This is a genomic window from Actinopolymorpha pittospori (genome assembly GCF_014873875.1).
Classification (GTDB): Bacteria; Actinomycetota; Actinomycetes; order Propionibacteriales; family Actinopolymorphaceae; genus Actinopolymorpha; species Actinopolymorpha pittospori.
Map to the genome: position 1 here is coordinate 7,145,343 of NZ_JADBEM010000001.1, position 19,023 is coordinate 7,164,365.

Sequence of the window (19,023 nt, forward strand, 5' to 3'; positions counted from 1 at the left end):
TGGTGGGCGTGAGCACTGGTTCATTAGGTTGCCGATGGTTCTCTCGTACGGCCGCCGATGTTGACCATGACCAACATCGAGCCTGGGAGGCGCGTTGCTGTTCGTAGGAGATGACTGGGCCGAAGACCACCACGACATCGAGCTGATGGATGCCTCTGGCAGGCGGCTTGCCAGAGCGCGGCTGCCCGAGGGCGTGGCCGGGATGGCCCGGCTGCACGCGCTGATCGGCGAGCAGCTCGGTGAAGACGCCGACGAGACCGCCGAGCAGGTGGTGATCGGGATCGAGACCGATAAGGGCCCATGGGTGCAGGCGTTGATCGCTGCCGGGTACCGGGTGTGTGCGGTGAATCCCTTGCAGGCTTCCAGGTACCGGGAACGGTACGGGATGTCTGGCGCCAAAAGCGACGGCGCCGATGCGCACATGCTGGCCGACATGGTACGCACCGATTCCCACCAGCTGCGCCCGGTGGCCGGCGACAGTGCCGAGGCGGCAGCGATCAAGGTGGTGTCTCGTGCCCACAAGAGCATGATCTGGGAGCGGACCCGGCACATGCAGCGGCTGCGGCACGCCCTGCGGGACTACTTCCCGGCTGCGCTCGAGGCGTTCGAAGAGCTGACCACGCCCGATGCGCTGGAACTTTTGGCCAAGGCACCAGACCCCGCGTCGGCGGCGAAGCTGACGCTCACCCAGATCCGCACGGCGCTGAAACGAGCACGTCGACGCGGCGACATCGACACCAAAGCGGGCAAGATCCAGGCCGCCCTGCGCGCCGAGCACCTCGGCCAGCCCGCCGTGGTGGCACAGGCGTACGCGACCACCATCCGCGCTGCCACTGCCGTGCTGGCCACACTGAACGAGCAGATCAAGACCCTGCAAGGGCAGGTGGAGCAACATTTTGGCCAACACCCGGACGCTGAGATCGTCCTGTCTCAGCCGGGCCTGGGGCCCATTCTCGGTGCCCGGGTGCTCGCCGAGTTCGGCGACGACCAGCACCGCTACACCAGCGCCAAAGCCCGCAAGAACTATGCCGGCACCAGCCCCATCACCCGCGCCTCGGGCAAGAAGAAGGTCGTCGCCGCCCGCTACGTTCACAACGACAGGCTCATCGACGCCCTGCTCAGCCAGGTCGTCCCCGCCATGACCGCCTCGCCCGGTGCGCGAGCCCTCTACGACGAGCTGCGAGCCCGCGGCACCGACCACTTCGCAGCATGCAGACACGTCGCCAACCGGCTCGTCGGCATCCTGCACGGCTGCCTCAAGACCCGCACCCTCTACAACGAGGAAACCGCCTGGGCTCACCGCTCGGCCAAACCAGAGGAAGCTGCGGTTGCGGCTTGACATTCAAACTCCAGGGATGCCTTTCAAGTCCTCTCTGGAGGAGCAGTGCAGAAGCAGAAGTGGCTCATCACCGGCGTCAGCACGGGCCTCGGGCGCGCCATCGCCCAAGCCGCCCTGGCCGCCGGGCACACCGTCGTGGGAACAGTCCGCTCCGAGGAGGACCTGAGGGCCTTCGAAGGGGTCGCGCCCGGGTACGCCCACGGCCGCATCCTGGATATGACCGACAGTGACGCCGTCTCGAGTGTGGTCGCGGAGGTGGAGCAGAACCTCGGCCCGGTGGAGGTCGTCGTCGCCAACGCCGGCTACGGCCTGGAGGGCACCTTCGAGGAAACCCCGCTGGCCGAGGTGCGGCGGCAGTTCGAGGTCAACGTGTTCGGCACCGTGGCCACCCTGCAGGCGGCACTGCCCCACATGCGTCGGCGCCGCCGCGGACACCTGAGGGCCGTCACCTCCATGGGCGGGCTCATGGCCGTGCCCGGCATGTCCGCCTACTGCGGCAGCAAGTTCGCCGTGGAAGGCATCCTGGAGGCACTGGGCAAGGAGGTCGCACAGTTCGGGATCCACGTGACGGCGATCGAGCCCGGTTCCTTCCGTACCAACTGGGCCGGACGGTCCATGACACGCGCCGCGCAGTCCATCGACGACTACGACGAGTTGTTCACCCCCATCCGTGCGGCGCGGCAGAAGGCAAACGGGAACCAGCTCGGCAATCCGGCCAAGGCAGGGGACGCCGTCGTGCACATCACGTCGATCGACCAGCCGCCTGCCCACCTCGTCCTGGGCTCGGACGCGCTGCGCCTGGTCACCGCCGCGCGCACGGCCGTGGACGAGGAGATCCGCGCGTGGGAGACGCTCTCCCGTACGACCGACTTCGCCCAGGGCGCTCAGCTCTGATGGCCGGCCACCACTCCGCGCGGAGTCGACGCACCGCCGAACGCAAGGGCGATGTCCGGGAGCGGGCCATTCTGGACACCTGCGAAGCTCTGCTCGCACAAAAGGGCTACGACGCCATGGCCGTCGGCGACATCGCCCAGGGCGCCGGTATCACCCGCGGCGCGCTGTACTTCTACTTCGGCTCCAAGAAGGAAGTCGTCACGGCACTCGTGGCCCGGACCGTCGAGCACCTGTGGGAGCGGTCCCGGGTCACCGCGGAGACCGAGGACCCGCGCCAGGCCATCGCGGCGGCCATGCAGCGCACGGTCGAACTGTGGAACGAGCACGGCCTGGTCATGCGGACGGCGATCGACCTGTCGTTGACCGTGCCGGAGATCGGGGAGCTGTGGAGCCGTACAGCTGACCTGTTCATCACGGCCATCACCGCTGTCCTGGAACGAGCCGGCGTGGAGGCCGGCACCGAACCAGAACAGGCCTCAGCGATGGCACGCGCCCTGTGCTGGATGATCGAGCGGACCTTCTACCACGCCTCGCAGGAGTCCCGCGAGAAGCTGCAGAAGGCGTCTTCGACCTGCGAACACATCTGGCTGATCAGCGCCGGCCTGAGCTCCTGACACATCCCCAGGGCCGTGCTCGACACTTCAGCGCCTACGCCGTGGGGTCCTCGCCTCGAGAGTCCTCCCCCGGCTGGGGATCGGCGGGCTGGTCGCGGCCGGCGAGCAGCCGGTCGAAGCGTGCGTGGGTGGCGCTGAGTTCCTCCCGAACGCCGGACAACTCCTTGTCCAGCGCGTTCGCGTGAGACTCCGCGAGCCGGCGTGCCGTGTGCTCGGCCGCGGACCGCTCGCGAAGCTGCCGCGCCTCCTCCCGCAGTCCGTCCAGCTCGACGCGAACGGCGTGCAGCTCACCCCGTGCACCGTGCAGCTCCTGGCGTGCGGCGTCATGGTCGTTTCCCACCTTGACCAGGCGTTCCTCGGCGGCTTCCAGCTGCGCCGCCAGGGCCGCCCGCGTCGCCTCGGCACGGGCCAGTGCCGTGTCGCGATCGGCAAGGTCCCGTTGCGCGGCACGGTGGACCGAGCGAAGCTCGGCGTAGTCCGACCGCAGCGCGCGTACCTCCAGCACGAGCTCGTCACGTGAACGCTGGGCCGCGGCCTGTGCCGCCTCGGCGGCACCACGGGCCCGCTCGTGCTGGGCCACCTGTTCCCAGGAGCGTCGGCGGACATCCTCAGCGGCGCGTTCGGCACGCTCGGCGCTGCGTTCGGCCACCTGTCGCGCCTGGCGGTCGTCGCGGGCCGCGGCCACCACCTTCACCCGTGCGGCCTCAGCCGCCTGCGCGGCACGCTCGGCGGCCTCGGCGTCCTGGTGCGCTTCGGCGGCCTCCGACTCCGCCGCGCGCACCCGCCCCAGAGCACCGGTGTCCGCCCGCGCGAGCCGTTCCCGCATCTCCCCCAGCGTCGCGGCCAACGCCTGCGCGGCCGGGTCGAAGAGCTCCGCCAACCGTTGTGCTTCCACCAGCGGGTCGACGATCGCCGCGGTCTGGGCGGATCTGCGGGCGCGGGAGGCGGCGTCCGCGTGGGCCTTGCAGCAGTAGGCGGCTGGCCGGCCACTGCGGCGCCGCCCATCCGACGTCGTCGACCGCGGCGGCAGCGGGTTGTCGCAGCCGTCGAGGGAGCACACCCCAACGCCACTCGTGGCCTCGTCGCCGGAGACCTCGCCGGAGAACTCAGCAGGGAACTCATCGAGGGCATCGGACGCGTCTGGGTTGGCCACGTTCTCGTCGTCGGTCACGGCCACACCGTAGATCATTTCGCGTGTGTCTAGCGCGTTATTCGTTCTGCGACACGCGATACGCGAAATACGAACGCGGGAGAGTACCCGTGATAATCACAGTTATGACGGAGTACCCCGCTCGGCCCGACGGATCCGAGATCGACGAGATCGGTCGGGGCGAAGCCGCTCGGACCGAGGTCGGCCGCCTCGCGGGCGAGCCGCGATCAGGCGCCAGCGCGCTCGAGGTGCGCGCGGCGCTGGCGGACGCGGTCGACCTGCTCCCCGCGCTCGCGCCGGCGGATCCGACCGACCGCTACACGGTGCGGTACCTGACCGTGCTCTGGCTGGAGGCGGACAAGACGCCGCACACGCGACGCGCCTACTACGCCGATCTGGCGGCGTGGCTCACCTGGTGTTCGCGTTCCGGCCTCGACCCACTGGCCGCGCGGCGCGCCGACGTCGACGCGTTCAAGGCCACCATCACCGTCACCGGCCGAGACGGACTCCCCCGGCCGGCGGCCCCGTCCACCGTGGCCCGCATGCTGGCCGGTCTTTCGAGTTGGTACCGCTACCTCGAGTCCAACGACGCGGCCGACCGCAACCCCGTCACCGCGGTCACCCGCCCCAGGGCCGCCGCCCGTTCCGCGCCGCGCTCCGCCCTCGACGAACGCGCTGTGGCCGCGCTACTGGACCACGCCGAGCACCGAGCGAACCGGCTCGGCACCGAGGCGGCCCGGCGTGACGCGGCCCTGACCGGTCTGCTGTTCTACACGGGGCTGCGGGTTTCGGGGATCACCACCGCGACCGTGCGTGACCTCGACCAGGACGCGGGGCACACGATCCTGCGCTATCTCGCCAAGGGTGGGCACCGCGACTTCCTCCCGCTCCCGCCGCCCGCACTCGCGCCGCTGCACGACTACCTCGAGACGCGTGCCCGCAACCGCGGGGTCCCACGGGCGCGACTGACCGGTCCCCTGTTGGCGACCGCGCCGCACGCCCATGACCGGTCCAAGCCCGGGGGGAAGCCGCTGACACAGCGGGACGTGTGGCAAACGTTGCGCCGGCTGGCGGCGCAGGCCGGGCTGACGGCGGCGAACTCCATCTCCCCGCACACCGCCCGCCGAACCGCCGGCACCGTGCTCCTCGCCCACGGCGTGCCGGTACAGAAGGTGCAGGACCTGCTCGGCCACGCCGACATCCGCACGACCCGGGACCACTACGACGCGCACCGCCACAAGCTCGACAGCTCCTCCGTCTACACCCTCGCGCAGATCCTCGGGGACCATCGCCATCGCGGGCCGCAGGAGTGAATCCCTCCGCGTTTCGCACCGGACGTAGACTTGCTGATCGCAAGTGAGGCGAGGAGGTCCCGTGAACGACACGAAGATCGGCCACGACCAGGGGCCGTGCCCGATCGGGCGGGCAGGGAGCCTCCTGGGCGAGCGGTGGGTTCTGTTGATCCTGCGGGACGCCATGCTCGGCCTGCGCCGCTTCGACGAGTTCCGCGGGCATCTGGGCATTGCCGACAACATCCTCGCCGGCAGGTTGCGCCGGATGGTCGAGGCCGGCCTGCTGGTCAAGACGCCTTACCAGGACGGCAATCGGATACGTGAGGAGTACCGACTCACCGAGGCCGGCGCCGACCTCGCACCAGTACTCCGAGCCCTCGCCGACTGGGGACACCGGCACACCGGCGGCGCCGAGGAGGCGGCACCGATGCGTGCCGTCCACGTCGACTGTGGCGGCGACCTTCGACCCGACAACCAGTGCACCCGCTGCGGCGCAAAGGTCGGACGCGAGGAGGAGGCCTGGATCAGGCCATGGCACTCGCCCGCCCCCGTCCGCCTCGCCGCTCCGACAGCCGCCGCAGCCCGGCGAGAGTCCGCGACCGGTGCGACCGTCGTCGGCTCTGGCTGATCGAACTTCCCCTGCCGCTCGATCCCTCCGCGCTGCGATCGCGATCTACCTGGCTTGCAGCATGAAAGTCTGGTGACTAGCCTGGTTGCTTCTACTTGCGAACAGCAAGTCAGATCGTCGAGGGGGTAGGGACGGCGGTGGGTACGGCGGCACGCATCCTCGTCGTCGGGGCTGGCGCGGTCGGCGGTCTGCTCGGCGGCAGGCTTGTCCAACACGGCCGTGACGTTGCTTTCCTCGTCCGGCCCGGGCGGGCCAAGCGGCTGAGTGACCGTGGTCTGCGGATCGTCGCCGCCGGTCGGACGGAGGTGATTCCGGTCCGCCCCGTCACCGCGGCGCAACTGACCCACCCGTACGACCTGATCCTCCTGTCAGTGAAGGCGGACGCCATCGCCGGGGTGCTCGATGACCTGGCCCCAGCCGTCGGACCCGACACCTGCCTGGTCCCGTTCCTCAACGGAATGGCCCATATGGACGTCCTGGCGAGCCGATTCGACAAGGCGCTGCTCGGCGGCACCCTCAAGGTGGTCAGTCAGCTGAACGAGCAGGGCGACGTCGCACAACTCGCGCCAAGCGTCGAGATGGAGATCGGCGAACTGGACGGCGGACCAAGCCCCCGGCTGCACCGAGCCGTCGACGCGCTCACGATCCCCGGCTTCTCCGTTCACGCACGCGACGACATCGTCGACGCGATGTGGGAGAAGTGGGTCTTCATCGCCAGTATCGGTGCGGTCACCGGCTTGATGCGCGACTCGATCGGCCACATCGTGGCGATGCCCGGAGGACGCGCGTTCGCGGAAACCGTTCTGGACGAGGCGACGGCCGTCGCCCGCGCCGCCGGTCACCCTGTCGCCGACGCCCGCGTGACGGCCACCAGGTCGGCGCTGACCGCCCCGGGGTCGACCACCACATCCTCGCTGTCCCGAGACCTGCTCGCCGGGCGACCGACCGAGGTCGAGGCGGTCCTGGGCGACCTCGCCCGACGGGCGGACGAGCTCGGCGTCGCCGTTCCGTCGATCGCGGCGGCCACCCTGGCCCTACGGCTGCACAACCATCGGCTCGCGGAAGCCCGGTAGGTTCGTTCTCGCCGCCCCCATCTCAGAACATGTCCACGGTCTCCTCGGCGCCGAAGTCGGCGGACCGGCTGACCGGCGCCCATTTCTCGGCCTCGGCGGCGCGTTCCTTGGACGCCTTCGCCGCTGACTCGACTGCGCCGGCACCGAGCAGGAGGCGCAGGGGCGGCTCGTCGAGTTCGACGATGTCGGTGATGATCCTGGCCCCTCGGGCAGGGTCACCCGGCCACGTTCCGAGGGTGGATTCGCGGTAGCGGTTCATCGCGCCGACGGTCTGGTCGTAGTCGTCGCCGGCCCCCGCCGTCGGCAGGGACGTACCGGACCAGTCGGTGCGGAACGCGCCGGGCTCGATGATGGTCACCTTCACCCCGAAGGGCTTGACCTCGTTGTGGAGCACCTCCGAGAAGCCTTCGACGCCCCACTTCGCGGTCTGGTACGCGCCCATCCCCGGCGTGCCCCCGACCCGGCCACCGATCGAGGAGAACTGGATGAAGTGGCCCCCGCGCTGCTTCCGCAGGATCGGCAGAGCGGCCCTGGTCACGTTGATGACGCCGTACAGGTTCGTCTCGATCTGGGCTCGGAAGTCCTCCTCGGAGGTCTCCTCGATGGCGGTGGACGTCGCGTACCCCGCGTTGTTCACCACGACGTCGAGCGTGCCGAACCGCTCGAGCGCCTTCCCGATGGCGGCCTGGATGGCGTCGGTGTCGGTGACGTCGAGTGCGAGGGTGAGTACCCGCTCGCCGTACTCGCGTACGAGGTCCTCGAGCTGTTCCGGCCGGCGGGCGGTCGCGACCACCCGGTCTCCCTTGTCGAGCGCGGCCTTGGCGATCTCCCGTCCGAATCCGCGGGAGCTACCGGTGATGAACCAGGTCCTGGTCATGAGAGTCGTTCCTTCGTCGTCTCGCTCCACTGTCGCTTCCACGCCCGTTGGTCCCGCTTCTCGTTCCGTCGCGCAGACCGGGCGGTACAGCTAAGAGGAGGCCTACCTCCGGTCACTATACGGAGGGTATCCTCCGCATAGCAAGCCACGGTGTCCACGACGCCGTGCCGGGACGGCCGCGTCGTAGGTCATGCCGTCGGTCACGGGGAGCGACGTAGGGCTTACATCTCCACCGTAGGCCTCGGTGCGTCGACCCGGGCAGTCGGTAAAGTGGAGGAGGCCCTCCGAAATCCTCGGGTGGACGAGTCCGTCATCGCTGGTGGGAGAGACGCGCATGTCGAGCGCGGAGCAGGTTTCTGACGTCTTCGCACGTCGCCCCAAACGGGCCGACGCACGGCGAAACTACGAGGCGCTGATCGCCGCGGCGCGAGACGCCTTCGCCGAAGCGGGGACCTCCGCGTCGCTGGAGGACATCGCCAGGCGCGCACAGGTCGGGATCGGCACGCTGTACCGCCACTTCCCCACCCGCCAGGACCTGTTCGAGAGTGTCTACGTGGACGAGGTGGAGGCGCTGTGTGCCACGGCGAACGACCTCGCCGACCTGGCGCCCTGGGACGCGCTCGTGGCGTGGGTGCACCGGTTCGTCAGCTACACGGCGACGAAGCGGGCACTGGCCGAGGCGCTCAACCACGACTCCGAACTGTTCCGCGGCTGCCGCGCGGCCATCTACGCCACCGGTGAACCACTGCTGCGGCGGGCCCAGGACGCAGGTGCCGCCCGCCCCGACATCAGCTTCGACGACATGATGCGCCTCGTCAGTGGGATCACCATGATCCACTTCGTCGAGCAGGGACAGCTCGAACGCGTCCTGGGCATGGCTCTCGACGGGCTCCGGGCCCAGCGGGCCGGGCGCTAGGCGGTCCAGACGTCCAACCACTGCTTCGGGACCTTCTCGTCGAACGGCGGATCGCCGGCCCGCATCATCGCGAAGACCTCCGAGCATGATGTCCGCGCGCTCTCGACGAGCGGGCCAGGAACAGACCACCTCACTCGGTCACGCTCCACCTCGTCCTCGTCGAGGATCACGATCGAGCCGTCCACACGGCGCCCGACGTCGAGGGTCAGGTCGACGAACGCCATGCCGGTCGCGGAGACGATCGGCGGGGTCGAGATGTCGACGTACTCCCGCTCCGCCACTTCGCCGACGACCACGGTCCCGTCCGGATGCTCCACGTCGTAGGTCAGGTCCGCACCCCCAGAAGTGCGCCACCCACCAACGGTCGCGGGGGTAGCAGTACAGATGGTGGGAGTGGAAGCGCATCACGTTCCCGCTCCGTCGGCGCACCGGCGAGCCCGCGGCCAGGACCGCCCACTGGCCGCACTCGTCCTCGCCCAGCACGGTCTCCACCCAGTGGGCCTGGACGTGGTCGGGGTACTTCAGCTTTCGTGCCACCCGTAGGTGGCGGCAGGCTGCGGGCATCTGGCTCCTTCGAGGTCCCGCAGGACCGGCTCAGCAGTGCGGGCGGGATCCGGTTGGCCGTGACTGGTCGGCGTACTTGGACGAAGCCACCGAAACAGGGCAGGGTGGCGGACAGGAAGCCTCGCGGAAGGGAATCTGTGATGTCGGACGGTCGGCTTGCAGTCGGCATCTTCGGCCTGGGTCGCAGTGGGTGGGACATCCACGCCAACGCCCTCGCCGACCACGACGGGTTCGCCGTGACCGCGGTGGCCGATCCGGTGGAGGAACGCCGCCAGGAGGCGCGGGAGCGATTCGGCTGCGAGACCTTCGCGGACGCGGAAGCGCTCCTGGAGTCCGCGGACGTGGACGTGGTCGTGGTGGCGACACCCTCCCACACCCACGTCCCGTTGACGATCAAGGCTCTCCAGGCGGGCCGGCACGTGGTCGCGGAGAAGCCGATGGCCGCGTCGGTGGCGGAGATGGACGACATGGTCGCCGCCGCCGAGCAGGCCGGACGGGTGCTCACCTGCTACCAACCACGCCGGCTCGACCCGGACTTCGCGTTCGTGCAGGAAGTGCTCGCCTCCGGCCGGCTGGGCGAGATCATGCTGCTGCGCCGCACGTCGCACCGCTTCACCCGGCGCTCGGACTGGCAGACGCTGCGCAAGTACGACGGCGGTGAGCTGTCCAACACGGTTCCGCACCTGCTGGACCAGGTGCTCCTGTTGCTGGGTGAGGAGCCGAACGACCTGTTCGCCGACCTGCGGCACACGGTCGGGCTCGGCGACGCCGAGGATCACGTCAAGCTGTGCTTGCGCGCCGAGGGTGGGCCGTTGGCGGAGATCGAGTCCAGCCTGGGCATGGCGATTCCCCAGCCCGCATGGCAGATCTCCGGTACGACGGGTGCGCTGGTCGGCGACGGCACGACGTTCACCCTGCGCTGGTTCGACCCGAACTCCCTTGTCAGCTTGGAACTCCACGAGGGCCCAGCGGTCGGGCGGCGCTACGGCAACGGTGAGACGATCGACTGGCAGCAGGAGGTCCGCACGCTCGGCCGGGGAAACCGGTCGCAGGCCCTGCGCTACTACGACCGGCTCGAGTCGACGTTGCGCGACGGGGCGGCGGTGTTCGTGACACCGGCCAGTGTGCGGCGCCAGATCAGGGTCATCGAGAACGCGCGGCTCCAGACCGGTTACGCGTAGACCCGCGCGTCCCCGAAATCAGCGATGCCCCACGGCGTCAGTGGTGCCCGCTGGTGCCGACAGGCTCCTCGGTGTCGAGGAGTTCGTCGGTGTCCCCGACGTCGAGGCGTAGCCCTGCCGGGACGAGGGTGTTGCCGGCGTAGTCGGTGGGACGTTCGACCGGTGTGACCCGTGCCCTGGAGGTGAGGACCGCCCAGGTCCACGCCGCGGTCGGCACGGCCACACAGAACGCGCCGACGACCCTCGCGGAGCGATCGCCGCAGGTCCTGCGGGCGGAGGAGGCCAGGAGCGCCGAGAGCGCGTGGACCGACGCGGCCACCACGGCGCGTTTCACCAGGGGCTCGCGGGCCAGGTCAGGCACCGACACGAAATCCATGTTTGTCTCCGAGTTTCTTCACGCTCGACGTGCCGGGAATGCCGTCGGCGTCCTTTCCGGTGTAGCCGCAGCGACGCTGCCACTTCGCGTACGCCTCGATGGTGAGGCTGCCGAAGGATCCGTCGCCGGCGTATCGGGTGGGGAGCAGGCCTTCGGCCTTCAGAGCGTTCTCCACCACCTTCACGTCGTCCGCAGCACCAGAGGTCACTCCGCCCTGCGCACGCTTGGGATCGCTCTTCGCCGCCTTGGCGAGCGCGAAGACACTGACCAGTGGCTTGGCGGGTTTCGACGGCGGCTTGGACTGCGGCTTCGACGGTGGCTTGGACTGCGGGGTGGCGGCCTTCGCCTGGCGGACGGCCGCGGCGATGACCTCCTCGACCTGCGCGATACGAGCAGGTGCGGGGCAGGCGTGGGACTCGTTGAAGCGTGGGTAGTCACGACCGGTGTACTGCGCGTGCCAGCCGATTCCACGACCGAAGACCGACGGCAGTTTGACGAGCGGAACACCGTGGGACTTGTTCAACCACGCCAGCAGGGTGGCGAAGGAGGCGATCTGGGCGGCGTTCCAGCGTGGTAGCCGTTTGACGTCGCGACCGTCCCACACCCGGCCGGCGCCGTCCCAGGTCTCGATGCTGATGTGCCCTTTGCCGCCGCTGAAGTAGTTGCCGTCCATCTGACAGTGGGCGACGCGTTCGGTGTCGACGTACTGCAGGACGTTGCCGTCCTCGGCGACATAGAAGTGGCTCTCCACCGAGGAGCCCAGCCAGACGTTCTTGATGTTCTTGGAGTTGGATACCGCGGTGTGCAGGACGACACCCCACGGTTTCGTCCGGGGTTGGGACTCCGTCTCCGGAATCGGGTCCCAGTCCGCATGCGGATAACGGGCCATGGCACAGCTCCTGTTGGTCATTGGGCGGTCGCCGAAACCCCGGGGCGCCGAAAAACCACGCACGAAACGTCCTCGCGACGAGGACGCTCCCGGTGAGGGCGGCCGCCTTGAAACCTCGGGCGAGCCGAATGAGGATTGAGGTGTTTCAGTTGGACGATCGCCGCACGGTCACTCGCGGACAACGCAGGTGAACTCCGGTCTCAGGAGTTCGAGCAGCGCGCCCACACGTCGTCGACACCGCCACCACAAGCCCCCCCCCGAGCTTTCTGTGGATCATGAACGTAGGGATCATGATCACCTACGGCGCGAACGCGTGTCCGGCGATTTCGTCCATCCAGGTGAGGTTTTCCGGCTACCCGAGAGAGTCAGGCGTCGACCAGCGGATCGACGCTGACCGCGCCTGTGCCCTCCGAATCGGGAGTCGCGATCCGCGCGATCGGGGTCCCCTCGTCGGGCCGAAGAGTCCGGCGTACGTCGATGTCGACGTCCATCGTGACCGCCACCTGGAGGGTGCGGACACCATCTGTGGCGGCGGTGTCGTTCATGCTGGTGACACTGAGGGACTTCGCCCGCACCGTGGTCTGGTAATCGCCCTCGACGGTGGTCAGCATGACGCTGGAGAGGATCCGGTCGTTCTCGACACCGAGGACGGCGATCAGCAGCGCCCGGGCACGTGCGAGCGGGCCCTGTTGACCGGACAGCTCCAGCGTCACGTCGTCGCGGCCGCCCATCGTCGTCGCCACCGCGGTGGCTCCGTAGGTGACCTGGAGATGGGTGATGCCGTCGAAGGTTCGGTGGCGCCGCGGGCTGAGGGTGAACGCGGGACCGGCCTCGGTTCCGTCCCACACCACCTCGTCGGGGTGCAGGACGGTGACGACCGCCTCGTTACTGCGCAGGCGGATCGTGCGGGGGCCGGTGCTCGCCGTGCCCGCGAGTTCGTAGGGGCCGACCGGGTTGTCCGGGTCCAGCGCGAGCACTTCGGTGCGCGACTCCCGGTGGGGGCCGGCCTCGTGGTGGCGCGGGCTGGTCAGGAAGGTCAGGGAGTCAACGGCCGTGTGGATGTCGACCGCCGGAGGTGTCCCGCCGAAGAGGTCGGGCGACACCTCGCCGAGGAAAGTCCGTAGAACTGTGGTGAGGTCGCCGGTGGGCAACTGTTGCGCCATCCAAATCCCCCTCTGATGGCGAACCGGCGGGCACCGAAGAATGATCAACGACCATCCCGAATCCCACCGGTTCCTCGTTGTCGCGAGTGTAGTCTGAGCGCACCTCGCTGGAGATCAAATTCGTGGGGCAAGCCAAGTTGGGGGGCGGAGGCTTCGTCATGTCCGAAGACCAGCAGAACTCAGCCGGAGGCCAGTACTTTCCCGCACCACCGTTCCGGAACGCGTTGTTGACGCTCGAGCCACCCGAGGTGGACGAGTTCGACATCGACGTACGGTTCGGCGAGATCACCGGCGGTTACGCGGCACCGTCGCCCCGGCTTCCACAGGACGCCCAGACCGACGGGGATGGCTGTCTTCCTACCGGTGGCAAGGGAGCCGGCGGCACCTGCAACACCGCCGACAACACCTGCCAGGGCACCTGTGCGGGCCTCAACACCTGCCCGCAGACGCAGTGCGGCAACACCTGTGCGGCCACATGCGCGGCCACCTGCCCCAACACGTGTCACGCCACGTGTGCCAACACCTGTGGCAACACCTGCCAGGCGACGTGTGCCAACACCTGCGAGGACACCTGCGGCGTGTGCCCCACCGAGGCGCAGACCCACTGCTTCACCTGCCGATGCAACCTTTGACAACACCCGAGGCAGCAGCCGATCTGGCCTACGACACAAGGGCAGTCGAGACAGCGCGCACGGTCGCGACCCGGCTCGCCCACCCGCCCACGCTGGAACGGGCCGTCGCGGCGGCCGCCGAGCAGACCACTTTTCCCACCTCGGTGGGCTGGCGGCCGACGTCGATCGCTGCGGGCAACCCCGGCTTGGCGGTGGTGTTCGCCGCCTTCGACGTCCACCAACCTGACGAGGGCTGGGACCGGCTCGGCCATCACGTGTTGACGCAGGCCGTCACGTCAATGTCCGAAAGGGCATCCGTAGGGGCATCGTTGTTCGCCGGTTGGTCAGGAATCGGTTTCGCGGCCACGAGCCTCGCGCGCGGCCGGAATCGTTATGCCCGGTTGCTGGACGCGGTCGACCGGGAGGTCGCCACGCAGGTCCACCGGGCCGTTCAACGGCTGGAGTCCACACACGGCTGCGGGGTTGGGGAGTTCGACCTCATCTCCGGCCTCAGTGGTGTGGGCGCCTACCTCCTGCGCCGCCGCGGGTCAGCGGAGGCAGCGGAGACACTGCGCGAGATTCTCCGCTGCCTGAGCACACTCCTTGCGGACAAGGGCGAGCCCCGTCGCTGGCACACCCCCGCCGACCTCGTCGGTCACGCGATGAGCAGCGCCTACCCGGACGGCAACCACAACTGTGGCCTCGCCCACGGCGTTCCGGGACCCCTTGCCCTGTTGGCGATCGCGATCCGTGCGGGTGTGGAGGTCGCGGGCGCGGAGGTGGCGGTCGACACAGCCGCGGCCTGGCTCGCCGAGCACGCGCTGGCGGACGAGTGGGGGCCGACCTGGCCCAACGCCGTACCGCTCCCGCCCAGCCGCGGAAGCCAACCGGATGGAACCGCGCTGGCCCATGGCCGGGCAACCTGGTGCTACGGCTCGCCTGGCGTCGCCCGTGCCCTGTGGCTGGCCGGGACCGCTCTGAACGCCGACCGCTACCGCGACCTCGCGGTCGAGGCGATGCGGGCGGTGCTGGCGCGCCCACCTGATCGTCGCGGGATCACCAGCCCGACGTTCTGCCACGGCACCGCCGGCCTGCTGCACATCGTCCGGCGGTTCGCGCTGGACACCGGACTCCCCGAGTTCGTCGCGGGCACCACCGAGTTGCTTCGGGACCTGCTGGACGCGTACGAACCCGACAGCGTGCTCGGCTACCGCAACGTCGAGCCCGGCGACGTGGGGGTGGACCACCCCGGTCTGCTCGACGGCGCACCGGGTGTGGCACTGGCCCTGCTCGCCGCGGGCACCCACGACGAGCCGGTCTGGGACCGGCTCTTCCTTCTCTCCTGAAGCAGGTCCGCACATTCATGTCGCCCAGGTCCGCGTCGCCTCGCACCCACCGGTCGTACGAGCCGTTGGAATGGTTCGTCGTCCGCGCTCCCCTGCTGCCCGTCGACAGGTACGAACTGCTGTCCACGGAGCCGCCCGGCGAGGCGTCGCCGGTCGCGGATCCTCTCGTTCGGCGTGCCGTCGAGGTGGCGAGCCCGGCGCTGCTCCACGCCCTGGACCCACGGGCCGGTGAGGGGCGCGCGAAGACCGATCAGTCGGCCCGTTCGGCGTTGCTGCGGTACCTGATCCGGATGTCGACCCGTCCGACGCCGTACGGGTTGTTCGCCGGAGTCGGGATCGGCAACTGGGGTGAGCGGACCAACCTGGAGATAGCGTCCACATCCCGGCCCACCCACACCCGCCCCGACATGGGCTGGCTGACCGGCTGGATGCTGGCGCTCGAGGCCGACCCTGACGTACGCCCCTTCCTGCGCCTGGCCGCCAACACCTGCGCCTTCGAACGCGACGGGCGCCTGCATCTGACCGACCGCTCGACCGGCGGGCGGACAGGCCTGCCGGATGTGTCGGTGCGTGCCACCCCGGTGGTCCGCCGGGTGCTGTCCCTCGCCCGCACCGCCGTCGCGTACGACGAGCTGGTCCACCAGGTTCTCGCGAGCACACCGGGAGCGACGCGGGAGACCGAGACCAAGGTGCACGGGCTGCTCGCGGAACTGCTCCGCCAGGACCTGTTGCTGTCGGACCTGCGGCCACCGCTGGCCGGTGACCCGGTGCGGCACGCCGTCACCCGGCTGACCGCGATACCGGCCCACCGCGACGCCGGGGAGGAGCTGGCGAGCCTGGTCGCCGACGCCACCGCGATCGACACCACCGCCATCGATACCACCGCGACCGAGACGGCCAGGGACGACGCCGACCCGACCGCTGACACGACGCGCTCACTGGCCGGGCTCCGGGACCGGCTGCGGTCCCTCCACGACCCCGGCGAGCAGGAGCTGCTGCAGGTGGACTCCGCGCTGCCGTTGGCGGGGCGGGAGGTGTCGCGCTCGGTCGCCGCGGAGGTCGCGCGGGCGGCCGAACTCCTGTTGCGGATGCACCCTCGCCCCCACGGTCCCAGCCACCTGGCGAACTACCGCGCCGCGTTCCTGAGCCGGTACGGACACGACCGTCGGGTCCCGTTGCTGGAGCTTCTCGACCCGCGGTTCGGTCTGGGCCCGCCGACCTCGGCCCACTCCCACGACGCGAACCAGATGGCAAGCCAGCAGCGGTCCCAGCTGCTCATGGAACTCGCGACCACAGCGCTGCGCACCGGATCCCTCGAGGTCGTCCTGGACGAGGAGGACGTCGAGAAGCTCTCCACCTGGACGCCTGAGCCCGACCGGCTGCCCGCCTCCCTGGAGCTGAGCGCGTTCCTGCTCGCCCCGTCCGTCGCGGCGCTGGACCAAGGCGACTACCTGCTGGTGGTGGGCCCGAACCTCGGCGGACAGGCCGCGGGGCGCGGGCTGGGACGCTTCGCGGGCCTGCTCGGCGAGCCGGCACAGGAGCGGCTGGTCGAGATCGCGCGGGCCGAGGAGACGCTCGAGGCGGGAGTGACCGCGGAGCTCGTCTACCTCCCGGCCCGGCATCGTTCGGCCAACGTCGCGGTCCGGCCGCGGGTTCGTCACTTCGAGATTCCGGTGGGTGTCGCGCCCGGGGTCGACCCGGACCGCGTGATCCCGCCGGACGAGTTGGAGGTGATGGTCCGCGCCGGCCGGCTCGCCCTGTGGTGGCCGGCCGGCGACACCGAGGTCCACGTGTCCGCCGGACACATGCTCAACACCGCTTCGGCGCCGCAGGTGTGCCGCTTCCTCCACGACGTCGGAGGCGACGCGATGGCCGCCCTGATGCCGTTCGACTGGGGACCCGCGAACGGCCTGCCGTTCGTGCCGCGGGTGCGGTCGGGTCGGGTGGTGCTCCGGCCCGCGGAGTGGCGATGGCCTCGTCGACGCGCCGCCGACGCGCTGCGGGTGGACGATGCGGTCGGCTTCGCCGTCGCCCTGAAGCGGTGGCGGGAGGAGTGGCTGGTCCCCCGTCACGTCTACCTCACCGTCGGCGACAACCGGCTCCTGCTGGACCTGGACGACGCCGCACACGCGGACCAGATCCGGGAGATGCTGCGCAGGGAACGCGGGTCGGACCTGGTCCTGCAGGAGGCGCTGCCCGGACCGGACACGGCCTGGCTGCCGGGACCCGGTGGGCGGTACGCCAGCGAGCTCGTCGTTCCGCTGCTGCGCCGGTCCTCCCCACCCCCGGCGACCAAGGCGCCATCGCGCGAGCCGCTGCCCGCGCGCGTCGACGACGTGCACCGGCTGCGCCCACCCGGCACCGACTGGCTCTACCTCACGCTGTACGGACCCGCTACCGGGGAGGACGTCCTGTTGGCCGGGCACGTACGCGAGTTCACCGAACGCCTGGTCGGTGACGGTGACGCGGACCGCTGGTTCTTCCTCCGCTACTCCGACCCCGGCCGACATCTGCGGCTGCGGCTGCACGGGTCGCCGGAGGTGTTGACGGCGCGGGCGCTGCCGCGGGTCACCACATGGGCGGCCGGCCTGGTCGCGGCCGGGAAGCTCACGCGGATCGGGCTGGAGGTCTACGAGCGGGAGCTGGAACGCTACGGCGGCCCGGAGGCGATGGAGGTCTGCGAGCAGGTGTTCGCGGTCGACAGTGCGGCGACCGCGGAGCTGCTCGGGCTCACCGCGGGTCGCGACGCTCCGGTGGAGCCGTTGGAACTCGCTGCGTTGAGCTTCGACACCCTGCTGGCTGGGTTGGGGTTGGACGAGGCCGCCCGCACCGCGTGGTACGCCGAGAACCCCGCCCCGCCGCGGGAGTCCGGTGCGGCCTACCGTGAGCGCAAGGACAGGTTGCGGGCGCTGCTGGCCGGTGAAGCCGATGTTCTCGGCCCCTCCCACCAACAGATCCGCGCGGTGTTTGACCGCCGGACCGACGCGCTTGGCGAGCTGGGGGCGAGGCTGGAGCGGCTGCACCGGGAGGGTCGATGCACCCTCCCGGTGAGCGCTCTGGCGCACAGTTTCGTGCACCTGAACGGAAACCGCCTCGGCGTCACGCCCAGCACCGAACGCCTCGTCCTCGGCCTGCTCCGACGGACCCGGGCCTCGCTGGCGAAGGCTCCGCTACGCCGCGTCGACGGAGGAGGCTGAGGACACCACGCCCTCCAACGCGTCGACCCGCTGCCGGAGCCGTTCGTTGTCGGCCTTGAGTTCCTTGACGGCCTCCAGCAGGACAGCGGTCAGGCCCGAGTAGTCGACACTCAGGTGCTGGTCGTCAAGGCCCGTGGACGAAACCAGTTCGGGGAAGACCTCGGCGACCTCCTGCGCCACGACCCCCAGCTGCGGGCCGGCTGGGGCGGTGGCCGCCGGGCTGGTCGCCGGCTGGTCCGTACGCCACCGGAACGACACGCCGCGCAGCCGGGACACCCGTTCCAGGGCGTCGGTGATGGCCACGATACCGGTCTTCAACCGCCGGTCGGAGATGTTGCAGAACGACGTCGCACACGAAGGGCCGTTCACCTCGAGCCGGTCCCACACGGCGACCTTGCGCACGCCGGAGGAGTTGTTACCGAGGATCATCAGCGACTTGTACTGCGTGGAGTCGTTGCAGATCTCGGCATTGGTCGCGTTGGCGAAGTTGCTGTAGACCGAGGTGACGCGGACCGGGTTGGCCCCGAACCTCGCGTTTCCCTTGACCTCCAGGTTGTCCGCGGGCGCGCCCGTCCCGGCGCCCATCCGCACGTTGCCGAACGTCGCGGCGCCGGTGAAGCTGGAGGTGCCCGCCACCGAGATCGCTCCCCCGACGGTGACACTCGCGCGCAGGTTCGCCGTGTTGGTGACGTCCAGGGCGCCGCGCAGGTCGGCGTTGCCGATGAGGGTGCTGGTGCCGTTGACGGTGAGGTTCTGGCCCACGGTGAGGGACCCCGAGACCGTGCCGCCGGTCTGGTTCAGCTTCGCGGTCTCGAGCCGCTTGGTTTCGTCGACCAGCTCGTTCCAGTCGACGGACCGGATCGGGTTGCCCGCGGCCTTGGGGTACGGGGACTTCGGTGCGTACGCCACTGGA

General features: G+C 69.9%; 18 protein-coding genes. 11 read left to right on the top strand and 7 right to left on the bottom strand.

All coding sequences use genetic code 11. The features are described 5' to 3' along the window. Positions 1-94 precede the first annotated feature (94 nt). The 3 genes from HEB94_RS33300 to HEB94_RS33310 are packed head-to-tail and all read left to right on the top strand — an operon-like array spanning position 95 to position 2,847. Positions 95-1,339, top strand: coding sequence for an IS110 family RNA-guided transposase (locus HEB94_RS33300; RefSeq protein WP_192753508.1), 1,245 nt, complete (start codon positions 95-97; stop codon positions 1,337-1,339). A 45-nt stretch (positions 1,340-1,384) separates the two neighbouring features. Then, entirely contained in the window at positions 1,385-2,233 is an 849-nt protein-coding gene (locus HEB94_RS33305) for an oxidoreductase (protein WP_192753509.1), read from the top strand. Continuing rightward, positions 2,233-2,847, top strand: a complete 615-nt coding sequence (locus tag HEB94_RS33310; RefSeq protein WP_192753510.1) for a TetR/AcrR family transcriptional regulator — start codon at positions 2,233-2,235, stop codon at positions 2,845-2,847. The genes HEB94_RS33305 and HEB94_RS33310 overlap by 1 nt, the downstream gene beginning before the upstream one ends. 34 nt (positions 2,848-2,881) lie before the next feature. Here the strand turns inward: HEB94_RS33310 and HEB94_RS33315 are convergent, their stop codons facing one another. Further along, the gene (locus HEB94_RS33315) at positions 2,882-4,018 is read right to left on the bottom strand and encodes a hypothetical protein (RefSeq protein WP_192753511.1); all 1,137 of its coding nucleotides are present in this window, start codon (positions 4,016-4,018) and stop codon (positions 2,882-2,884) included. Between the two features lie 104 nt (positions 4,019-4,122). On the opposite strand from HEB94_RS33315, the gene HEB94_RS33320 reads away from it, so the two are divergent. The 3 genes from HEB94_RS33320 to HEB94_RS33330 all read left to right on the top strand — a co-directional run bounded on the left by HEB94_RS33320 (position 4,123) and on the right by HEB94_RS33330 (position 6,990). Next, entirely contained in the window at positions 4,123-5,310 is a 1,188-nt protein-coding gene (locus HEB94_RS33320; RefSeq protein WP_192753512.1) for a tyrosine-type recombinase/integrase, read from the top strand. 61 nt (positions 5,311-5,371) lie between these two features. Next, on the top strand, positions 5,372-5,917 hold the full coding sequence (locus tag HEB94_RS33325; RefSeq protein ID WP_202896708.1) for a winged helix-turn-helix transcriptional regulator: 546 nt from the start codon (positions 5,372-5,374) through the stop codon (positions 5,915-5,917). Positions 5,918-6,012: 95 nt separating this feature from the next. Then, positions 6,013-6,990, top strand: a complete 978-nt coding sequence (locus tag HEB94_RS33330) for a ketopantoate reductase family protein (RefSeq protein WP_202896709.1) — start codon at positions 6,013-6,015, stop codon at positions 6,988-6,990. A 22-nt stretch (positions 6,991-7,012) separates the two neighbouring features. Here the strand turns inward: HEB94_RS33330 and HEB94_RS33335 are convergent, their stop codons facing one another. Continuing rightward, on the bottom strand, positions 7,013-7,867 hold the full coding sequence (locus HEB94_RS33335; RefSeq protein ID WP_192753513.1) for an oxidoreductase: 855 nt from the start codon (positions 7,865-7,867) through the stop codon (positions 7,013-7,015). Positions 7,868-8,201: 334 nt separating this feature from the next. On the opposite strand from HEB94_RS33335, the gene HEB94_RS33340 reads away from it, so the two are divergent. Then, positions 8,202-8,783 (top strand): TetR/AcrR family transcriptional regulator, encoded by a 582-nt coding sequence (locus HEB94_RS33340; protein ID WP_192753514.1) that lies wholly within the window; start codon positions 8,202-8,204, stop codon positions 8,781-8,783. Here HEB94_RS33340 and HEB94_RS33345 read toward each other — a convergent pair. Next, a complete protein-coding gene (locus HEB94_RS33345) occupies positions 8,780-9,100 on the bottom strand; it encodes a DUF402 domain-containing protein (RefSeq protein WP_192753515.1) in 321 nt (106 codons plus the stop codon). The genes HEB94_RS33340 and HEB94_RS33345 overlap by 4 nt on opposite strands. A 387-nt stretch (positions 9,101-9,487) precedes the next feature. Here HEB94_RS33345 and HEB94_RS33350 point away from each other — a divergent pair, with 387 nt between their 5' ends. Continuing rightward, positions 9,488-10,528: a Gfo/Idh/MocA family protein gene (locus tag HEB94_RS33350; protein WP_192753516.1), complete on the top strand. Its 1,041-nt coding sequence runs from the start codon at positions 9,488-9,490 to the stop codon at positions 10,526-10,528. Positions 10,529-10,565: 37 nt separating this feature from the next. Here HEB94_RS33350 and HEB94_RS33355 read toward each other — a convergent pair whose 3' ends face one another. The 3 genes from HEB94_RS33355 to HEB94_RS33365 form a co-directional block, all read right to left on the bottom strand. Continuing rightward, the gene (locus HEB94_RS33355; protein WP_192753517.1) at positions 10,566-10,904 is read right to left on the bottom strand and encodes a hypothetical protein; all 339 of its coding nucleotides are present in this window, start codon (positions 10,902-10,904) and stop codon (positions 10,566-10,568) included. Then, on the bottom strand, positions 10,882-11,793 hold the full coding sequence (locus HEB94_RS33360) for an N-acetylmuramoyl-L-alanine amidase (protein WP_192753518.1): 912 nt from the start codon (positions 11,791-11,793) through the stop codon (positions 10,882-10,884). The genes HEB94_RS33355 and HEB94_RS33360 overlap by 23 nt, the downstream gene beginning before the upstream one ends. 365 nt (positions 11,794-12,158) lie before the next feature. Continuing rightward, complete coding sequence (locus tag HEB94_RS33365) at positions 12,159-12,956, bottom strand: hypothetical protein (protein WP_192753519.1); 798 nt, start codon at positions 12,954-12,956, stop codon at positions 12,159-12,161. A gap of 158 nt (positions 12,957-13,114) precedes the next feature. Here HEB94_RS33365 and HEB94_RS33370 point away from each other — a divergent pair, with 158 nt between their 5' ends. The 3 genes from HEB94_RS33370 to HEB94_RS33380 are packed head-to-tail and all read left to right on the top strand — an operon-like array spanning position 13,115 to position 18,110. Next, the gene (locus HEB94_RS33370; protein WP_192753520.1) at positions 13,115-13,588 is read left to right on the top strand and encodes a hypothetical protein; all 474 of its coding nucleotides are present in this window, start codon (positions 13,115-13,117) and stop codon (positions 13,586-13,588) included. Next, positions 13,585-14,913 (top strand): lanthionine synthetase C family protein, encoded by a 1,329-nt coding sequence (locus tag HEB94_RS33375; protein WP_192753521.1) that lies wholly within the window; start codon positions 13,585-13,587, stop codon positions 14,911-14,913. The genes HEB94_RS33370 and HEB94_RS33375 overlap by 4 nt, the downstream gene beginning before the upstream one ends. Before the next feature lie 17 nt (positions 14,914-14,930). Beyond that, a complete protein-coding gene (locus HEB94_RS33380) occupies positions 14,931-18,110 on the top strand; it encodes a lantibiotic dehydratase (RefSeq protein WP_192753522.1) in 3,180 nt (1,059 codons plus the stop codon). Here HEB94_RS33380 and HEB94_RS53815 read toward each other — a convergent pair. Further along, the gene (locus tag HEB94_RS53815) at positions 18,084-19,019 is read right to left on the bottom strand and encodes a tail fiber domain-containing protein (RefSeq protein ID WP_192753523.1); all 936 of its coding nucleotides are present in this window, start codon (positions 19,017-19,019) and stop codon (positions 18,084-18,086) included. The genes HEB94_RS33380 and HEB94_RS53815 overlap by 27 nt on opposite strands. Positions 19,020-19,023 lie beyond the last annotated feature (4 nt).

Bases quoted from the DNA above. Each gene is read 5' to 3' on its own strand.
- HEB94_RS33310 (WP_192753510.1), top strand. From the start codon at position 2,233: ATGGCCGGCCACCACTCCGCGCGGAGTCGACGCACCGCCGAACGCAAG.
- HEB94_RS33320 (WP_192753512.1), top strand. From the start codon at position 4,123: ATGACGGAGTACCCCGCTCGGCCCGACGGATCCGAGATCGACGAGATC.
- HEB94_RS33335 (WP_192753513.1), bottom strand. From the start codon at position 7,867: ATGACCAGGACCTGGTTCATCACCGGTAGCTCCCGCGGATTCGGACGG.
- HEB94_RS33340 (WP_192753514.1), top strand. From the start codon at position 8,202: ATGTCGAGCGCGGAGCAGGTTTCTGACGTCTTCGCACGTCGCCCCAAA.
- HEB94_RS33350 (WP_192753516.1), top strand. From the start codon at position 9,488: ATGTCGGACGGTCGGCTTGCAGTCGGCATCTTCGGCCTGGGTCGCAGT.
- HEB94_RS33355 (WP_192753517.1), bottom strand. From the start codon at position 10,904: ATGGATTTCGTGTCGGTGCCTGACCTGGCCCGCGAGCCCCTGGTGAAA.
- HEB94_RS33360 (WP_192753518.1), bottom strand. From the start codon at position 11,793: ATGGCCCGTTATCCGCATGCGGACTGGGACCCGATTCCGGAGACGGAG.
- HEB94_RS33365 (WP_192753519.1), bottom strand. From the start codon at position 12,956: ATGGCGCAACAGTTGCCCACCGGCGACCTCACCACAGTTCTACGGACT.
- HEB94_RS33370 (WP_192753520.1), top strand. From the start codon at position 13,115: ATGTCCGAAGACCAGCAGAACTCAGCCGGAGGCCAGTACTTTCCCGCA.
- HEB94_RS33380 (WP_192753522.1), top strand. From the start codon at position 14,931: ATGTCGCCCAGGTCCGCGTCGCCTCGCACCCACCGGTCGTACGAGCCG.